This is a genomic window from Sphingomonas sp. CCH5-D11, assembly GCF_001557395.1.
In the GTDB taxonomy this organism is placed as follows: Bacteria; Pseudomonadota; Alphaproteobacteria; order Sphingomonadales; family Sphingomonadaceae; genus Sphingomonas.
Genome location: NZ_LSKH01000289.1, coordinates 1 through 7076 on the forward strand (window position 1 = coordinate 1; position 7076 = coordinate 7076).

The window sequence follows — 7076 nt, forward strand, 5'->3', positions numbered from 1 at the left end:
CCCGCCGCGCCTTGCCCAGCGCCGCCAGCCCCTCGTCCTCCAGCCCCGGCCCGGACCGGCGCGGCGACGCCTGCACGTGGTCGGCGGCAAGATACGTCTCCAGATCGATCGCACCATGGATGCGCGGATGTCCCCGGCGCGCGGCGACGACCATCGTATCGGTCTGCAGCGGCACCGCATGAAGCCCGGTCGTGGCGTCGCTCGCCACGTCAATCGCAAGGTCGAGGTCGCCCCGCGCCAGTTCCTCCGCCACCTCGCTGCGGCGGAAGTTGACGCTGGCGAGCGTCACGCCGGGGGCCGCGCGCACCATCTGCGCGACGATGCCGGCGAACACCCGCGCCTCGTTCGCCTGGCGCAGCCCGATACGAAACGCGCGCGTCGAGGTTGCCGGGTCGAAGCGTGTCGCGGTGACCAGCGCCTGCTCCACCCCCTGCAACGCATCGCGCACCGGATCAATGATCGACCGGGCGAGCGCGGTCGGCACGATGGCATTGCCGACCCGCACGAACAGCTCGTCGTCGAACGCCAGGCGAAGCCGCGCCAGCGCATGGCTGACGGCGGATTGCGACAGATGCAGATGCCGCGCCGCCGCCGTCACCCCGCCCTGCGAGTAGATCGCCTCGAACGTGCCGAGCAGGTTCAGGTCGATGCGGCTGATCGGCCTTATCGCGCCTCTCCCCCCGTCGAATCCAGCCGCGCCGGGTCCAGCCGCGCCGGGTCAAACGCCGGCCGCGTCATGGTGAAGGTGTCGCTGTTGCGCAGGTACGTCCCCGCGCCGTGCATCCGCCCGATCAGCCGCATCGCCGCGGTATCGATGTGCAGCTTGTCGGGATCGGCGATGAACTGGTCGCGGATATGCGTCACCAGTATTTCACCCACGGCGATCACCTGCCGCGGCCCGATCTCCAGCAGCTCGCGCCTCACGCATTCGAAGCTCACCGGCGCGGTCGCGATCAGCGGCGGCGCCACGCGCGCCGCCGGCGTGGTCGCGATGCCGGCATAGTCGATCTCGCTCACGTCGCGCGGCGCATCGACGCACGACTGGTTCATCGTCTCGGCGTCGTTCTCGGACACAAGGTTCACGACGAACTCGCCTGTTTCGATGATGTTGGTCGCGGTATCCTTGTCCGCGCCATTGGCGTCCTTCAGCAGGCCGAGCACCAGCAGCGGCGGATCATCGCCCATCGCGTTGAAGAAGCTGTACGGCGCCGCATTCACCACGCCGTTGCGCCCCCGCGTCGTCACCCAGGCGATCGGCCGCGGCGTCACGGTGGAAACGAGCAGCTTGTAGCGCTGCCGCGGCGGCAGATCGGCCATCAGGAACTTCATGGCCACTGCCTTTCACCAAATGCGCGCAAAGGGAAGATCGCAGGCGCCGTGGATGGCGGGAAGATTCAGTCCTGAGCTTCGCTGGAGGGCGCGGCATGGCGAAGGTGGTCGCGCAGAGCTCCCCACCTTCGCCGCAAAGTTCATCCGCGCCGGTTGAACCGCGTTGCGAGACCCGATCGCGCCTGCGGATCAGCCTTTGATAAACGCCAGCAGATCCGCGTTGGCGATATCCGGGTGAGTGGTGCACATGCCGTGCGGCAGGCCGGCATAGGTCTTGAGCGTGCCGTGCTTCAGCAGCTTCGCCGACAGCGGCGCGGAATCGGCATAGGGCACGATCTGATCGTCATCGCCGTGCATCACCAGCACCGGCACGTCGATCGCCGTCAGATCCTCGGTGAAATCCGTCTCGCTGAACGCCTTGATGCAATCATGATGCGCCTTGGCGCCGCCCATCATGCCCTGGCGCCACCAGTTCCAGATCACGCCCTGGTCGATCTTCGCGCCCGGCCGGTTGTAGCCGTAGAAGGGGCCGGTCGGCACATCGAGGTAGAATTGCGCGCGATTGTCGACCAGCGCCTTGCGAAAGCTGTCGAACACTTCGATCGGCAGCCCGCCGGGGTTCGCATCCGACTGCACCATGATCGGCGGCACCGCGCCGATCAGCACCGCCTTGGCCACCCGCCCGGGCTTCGCGCGTGCGACATAATGCGCCACCTCGCCGCCACCGGTCGAATGGCCGACATGGATCGCACCGCTGAGGTCCAGCGCATCGGTCAGCGCCGCGACATCGGCGGCATAGGTATCCATCTCATTGCCGCTATCGGTCTGCGTCGACCGGCCGTGCCCGCGCCGGTCGTGCGCGATGACGCGATAGCCCTGCAGCAGGAAGAACATCATCTGATTGTCCCAGTCATCGGCGGACAATGGCCAGCCGTGATGGAAGACGATCGGGGTCGCATCCTTCGCGCCCCAATCCTTGTAGAAGATTTCGGTACCGTCGCTGGTGGTGATGAAAGCCATGGGTGCAGCCCCTTCGCTCGTGATGACGAAGCCGGCAGCGTCGGTCTCGCCGCCGGTTACGCGGACGCTCACAACAAGGCGCGGCATACAACAAAGCGCCGTCGCCTCATCATGTCACAGCCGAACGATTCGCCGTAGGGGCACCGCCGCTTCACCGGATCACTGAGGCGGCTGCTCGAGCGACGCGCGCGGATCGCCATCCACCATCCGGGCAACGCCAGTCAGGACGCGCGCGCCAGCATCGGGAGAGGCCGTGGCCGCCACGCTGTCCGTCAATTGCCCCGGCGGGCCTTGGGGCGAGACTGGGATGGCTTGATCGCGGTCGCTCCTGCCGGGGGCAGCTTCGTGAAAGCTTTTCCGGTCCATCCCCAGCTTTCTGATCCCTCGGTCACGTCGAGGGTGAGAATGGGCCGGCTCTGGCGCATCAGAATGCGCGGCGTCAGGCCGTAGAAATCAACTCCTGAAAGGTAGCCGGCAGCATTGGATATGTAGACTGACTGCATGCATCCCGCCGATCCGCAATATCCTGCGGAGGCCGTGCTGCAGGTCGGCATCCCCCAATCGATGACATAATCCTGTTTGCCGTCCCCGTTGAAGTCTGCCTGCTGCACGAACCCTTCGTTGAAGGTGACACGGCCGCCAAACGATCGACAGCTTTGCTCGATCTCCGCCAGGATCGTGCGCGCCTCGCCGGGAAGATTGGATGGCGCCTGGGCATAGGCGGGGCACGGACCGATCAACGCCACCATAGCAAAGATGGTCCAGGTGTTTCCCCACCGCTGGCTCATATGGAAGCTCGCGATTTGAAGAGATCCCGGCTCAGATCCTCCAGGAGGTTTTGCGCCGTGACGACGTCGAGCCCGTCAACGACAGTATCTGTCTGGTTCCCATGGTCCAGCTGAACACCCCAGCAGTGTTTTTCTACGGCGGCATGAGACTCAGCTGCCAATTGGGCATGAGCGGCACTATAATCGTAGGCGACTGGCGCCATATCGCTTGCCGTGTTGAAGTATCGCAGTCTGCGAATCGCTGCGCGCGGCACGACAACGGATCGCAAACCTCTTTTGATGCTAACGTCGCCATCACCTATGGTGACAAGCGAAGTTGACCGACTGCCATATCCCCTCGCCGATCGACGGTACATCAGAAATCCGACCAGACCGACGAGGACATAATAACCTGTCCAGCCCAGGTCGTAATGGAAGATCCAAAGACCTACCCACAATGCACCCCCGACGAGCAAGGCTGAGAAACCGATCCCGAATAGCGAAAAGGATCTCCAGCCCAGAAGCGCCGCAGGAGAGATGCTGTATACGATCTGATCGTCCGCGACATCGCGTCTGAAATGAGCCTTCGCCAATCCGCCCTCCCTAGCGTACCAGCTTCGATTGAGATGGTATTACGCAATCGAAAGCTACTGCGTGCGCTTGGTGTCTGCACGAATCGCGACCTGCCTTAATGTAGATCATTACACTTCAAGTGTTCAATCGAATTTGGCCAGGCTATCACGAATCAGTGCATAGTTGAGTTAACTTCCTACTATTGCCCGACTTTCGATCGGTGATCTCATCCGTTGCTTTGCGGCATGGATGCCGACCATGCTTAGTCTAGGACGTTCGATCTCCTGCTCAGGCAGGTTCGCAGCTGAAGATCGGTGCCGACTAGGCCCGACCACGCACCGGAGAAAAGCTGCGTTTCCAAATCGATGTGGATCATGGCTGGGCCACCGGCGTTCGTTGTGCAATGCAGCAAAGAGCGTAAAGCTCCTTTTCGAGACGCGAAGGCGCGCTCGGCAGATAACCCGCACGAAAGATCGCTTTTGGCCACTCTCGCCACCACCGCCGCCGGCCGTCCGGTGAACGTCACGCTCGCCTTGCTCGCGCTCTCCATGGGCGGGTTCGCGATCGGCACCACCGAATTCGCCTCAATGAGCCTGTTGCCGCAAATGGCCGCCGGCCTCGGCGTGGACGAGCCGACTGCCGGCCACGTCATCAGCGCTTATGCACTTGGCGTGGTGGTGGGCGCGCCGGTGCTCGCTGTGGCGGGTGCGCGGCTGTCGCGGCGCAAGCTGCTGATCGCGCTGATGGGCTTTTTCGCATTGGCCAACGCGCTGTCGGCGCTCGCCCCGACCCTTGGCTGGATGCTGCTGTTCCGCTTTCTCAGCGGCCTGCCGCATGGGGCCTTTTTCGGCGTCGGCGCGCTGGTTGCCGCCGCGATGGTGCCGCGGGAGCGGCGCAGCCAGGCGGTCGCGCGAATGATGTTGGGGCTGACGATCGCGACCGTCGCGGGCGTGCCGTTCGCCAATGTGGTCGGCCAGGCGCTCGGCTGGCGCTGGGGCTTCGCCATTGTCGCCGTGCTCGCGGTTGCGACCGCGCTGCTACTGCTGCTCTTCGCGCCGCGCACCCCGGCGGACCGGACGGCCAGCCCGTTGCGCGAACTGTCGGCGCTCGCCAACGGCCGCGTCTGGCTGACGCTCGGCATCGGGGCGATCGGCTTTGGCGGGCTGTTCTCCGTCTACACCTATCTTGCCTCGACCATGACGGCGGTGACGGGCACGCCCGAACTGATCCCGGTGGCGCTTGCGCTGTTCGGCGTCGGCATGACGGTGGGCACGCTCGCCTGCGCGCGCGGGGCGGACCGGGCGTTGATGCCCACCGCCGGCGTGACATTGGCGTTCAGCGCTCTGGTGCTCGCGCTCTATGCCCCGGCTGCGCAGCAGCCCTGGTCGATGCTGGCGATCATCACGCTGATCGGCACCGGCGGCGGGCTCGGCACCGTGCTACAGGCGCGGCTGATGGACGTCGCGGGCGACGCACAGACCCTCGCCGCGGCGCTGAACCATTCCGCCTTCAACACCGCCAATGCGCTCGGGCCTTGGCTGGGCGGGCTCGCGATCTCGGCCGGCTATGGCTGGACCTCGACCGGCTGGGTCGGCATGGCACTGGCGCTCGGCGGCCTCGCCATCTGGGCGGTGTCGCTGGTGCTCGACCGGCGCCGCGGAGCGACGGCTAGCCGCTGACCTGCTGGCTCAGCGTCCGGCGCACGGCATCGCGCCACCCGGCGACCAGCGGCGCGCGGGCTTCTGCCGCCATTTCCGGCTCGAAACATTGTTCGCGCGACCACAAGGCCGAAAGTGTGCCGAGATCAGGCCAGATCCCGGCCGCAAGGCCTGCATGAAAGGCCGCTCCGCGCGCGGTTGTCTCCAAATCCGCGGGGCGTTCGACGGCCATGTCGGTAAGGTCGGCGAGGAATCGGCACAGCCAGTCATTGGCCGCCATGCCCCCGTCGACCCGCAAGGCGTGCGGCCGGCTGCCGCCGTCGGCCACCATCGCCTCCGCCAGGTCCAGCGTCTGATACGCGACTGCTTCCAGCGCCGCGCGGGCGAGATGCGCGGCGCTCGTGTCCAGCGTCAGGCCGTGGATCGCGCCCCGCGCATCGGGATCCCAGTGCGGCGCGCCCAGGCCAACGAACGCCGGCACCATGTACACGCCGTGGCTGTTCTCCACCTTGGTCGCCATGTCGTTTGTCTGGCTGGCGTGCGTGATGATACCCAGCCCGTCGCGCAGCCATTTCACCGCGGCGCCGGCGACGAAGATCGATCCTTCCAGCGCATAAGTGGTCTTGCCGTTCAGCCGGTACGCAGGCGTCGTGAGCAGGCGATGCTTGGACTCGACCGCCTGGTCGCCGGTGTTGAGCAGCATGAAGCAGCCGGTGCCATAGGTCGATTTGGCCGTGCCCCGATCGAAACAGGCCTGCCCGAACAGGGCCGCCTGCTGATCGCCCGCCATGCCGGCGATCGGGATCGCGGCACCGAAGAGCGAGGGGTCCGTCGTTCCATAAACATGCGCGTTATCATGCACTTCGGGCAACATGGACGAGGGGACACCGATCAGCCGGCATAGCTCCTCGTCCCAGGCGCCGCGGTGGATGTCGAACAGCATCGTGCGGCTGGCGTTGGTCACGTCGGTGGCGTGAACCGCTCCGCCGGTAAGCCGCCACAGGAGAAAGCTGTCGATCGTGCCGAACGCAAGCTCGCCCCGTTCGGCACGGGTCCGGGCGCCGGCGACATTGTCGAGGATCCAGGCGATCTTGGTGGCGGAGAAATAGGAATCGATCAGCAGGCCGGTGCGTGAACGGATGAGCTCCTCCGCCCCTTGCTCGCGCAGCCGCGCGCATTGCGGTGCGCCGCGCCGGTCCTGCCACACGATCGCGCGGTGGATCGGCTCGCCGCTCGCACGGTCCCACACCACCGCCGTTTCGCGCTGGTTGGTGATGCCGATCGCGGCGATGTCGCGGGGCGGGACACCGCCGTTGGCGATCGCGTCGCGGGCGGTCGCCAGGGTGTCGCGCCAGATATCCTCGGGATCGTGCTCGACCCATCCGTGCGCCGGGTAGTGCTGCGGAAACTCGACCTGCGCGATCGCCACGCGCCGGGCCTGATCGTCGAAGAGCACGCTGCGCGTCGACGTCGTTCCTTGATCGATCACCAAGATATGCGCCGCCACCACTCTCTCCAAACGAACGTTCGGGCGAACCTTGCCATCTTTCGGGCGAACGTCAAAGACTTTCGTTTGGGTCGATATTGGCGTATGGGAGCGGGATGGTGGAGGTCAGTGACATGGTGGCGGGTACGGCCGGTGACGGGGTGGACCTGTTGGTTGTCGGGGGTGGGATCAACGGCGCGGGGATCGCGCGCGATGCGGCGGGGCGCGGGCTCAGCGTATTGC

General features: G+C 65.7%; 7 protein-coding genes. 1 reads left to right on the forward strand and 6 read right to left on the reverse strand.

Annotated features, from left to right (window positions below):
* The 5 genes from AX702_RS17775 to AX702_RS17795 form a co-directional block, all read right to left on the reverse strand.
* Nucleotides 1-598: LysR family transcriptional regulator (locus tag AX702_RS17775; RefSeq protein WP_156455577.1), on the reverse strand; the 598-nt coding region annotated here is incomplete at its 3' end.
* 65 nt (nucleotides 599-663) lie between these two features.
* Nucleotides 664-1329, reverse strand: a complete 666-nt coding sequence (locus AX702_RS17780) for a flavin reductase family protein (protein ID WP_066781789.1) — start codon at nucleotides 1327-1329, stop codon at nucleotides 664-666.
* 189 nt (nucleotides 1330-1518) lie between these two features.
* Nucleotides 1519-2349: an alpha/beta fold hydrolase gene (locus AX702_RS17785; RefSeq protein ID WP_066781793.1), complete on the reverse strand. Its 831-nt coding sequence runs from the start codon at nucleotides 2347-2349 to the stop codon at nucleotides 1519-1521.
* A gap of 272 nt (nucleotides 2350-2621) precedes the next feature.
* Nucleotides 2622-3137, reverse strand: coding sequence for a hypothetical protein (locus tag AX702_RS17790; RefSeq protein WP_066781790.1), 516 nt, complete (start codon nucleotides 3135-3137; stop codon nucleotides 2622-2624).
* Nucleotides 3134-3709, reverse strand: a complete 576-nt coding sequence (locus tag AX702_RS17795) for a hypothetical protein (protein ID WP_066781791.1) — start codon at nucleotides 3707-3709, stop codon at nucleotides 3134-3136. The genes AX702_RS17790 and AX702_RS17795 overlap by 4 nt, the downstream gene beginning before the upstream one ends.
* Before the next feature lie 459 nt (nucleotides 3710-4168).
* Between AX702_RS17795 and AX702_RS17800 the strand changes: the two genes are divergently transcribed.
* A complete protein-coding gene (locus tag AX702_RS17800; RefSeq protein WP_066781792.1) occupies nucleotides 4169-5368 on the forward strand; it encodes an MFS transporter in 1200 nt (399 codons plus the stop codon).
* On the opposite strand, the gene glpK is transcribed toward AX702_RS17800, so the two are convergent.
* Complete coding sequence (gene glpK, locus AX702_RS17805) at nucleotides 5358-6854, reverse strand: glycerol kinase GlpK (RefSeq protein WP_066781794.1); 1497 nt, start codon at nucleotides 6852-6854, stop codon at nucleotides 5358-5360. The two genes, AX702_RS17800 and glpK, sit on opposite strands and share 11 nt — an antisense overlap.
* Nucleotides 6855-7076 lie beyond the last annotated feature (222 nt).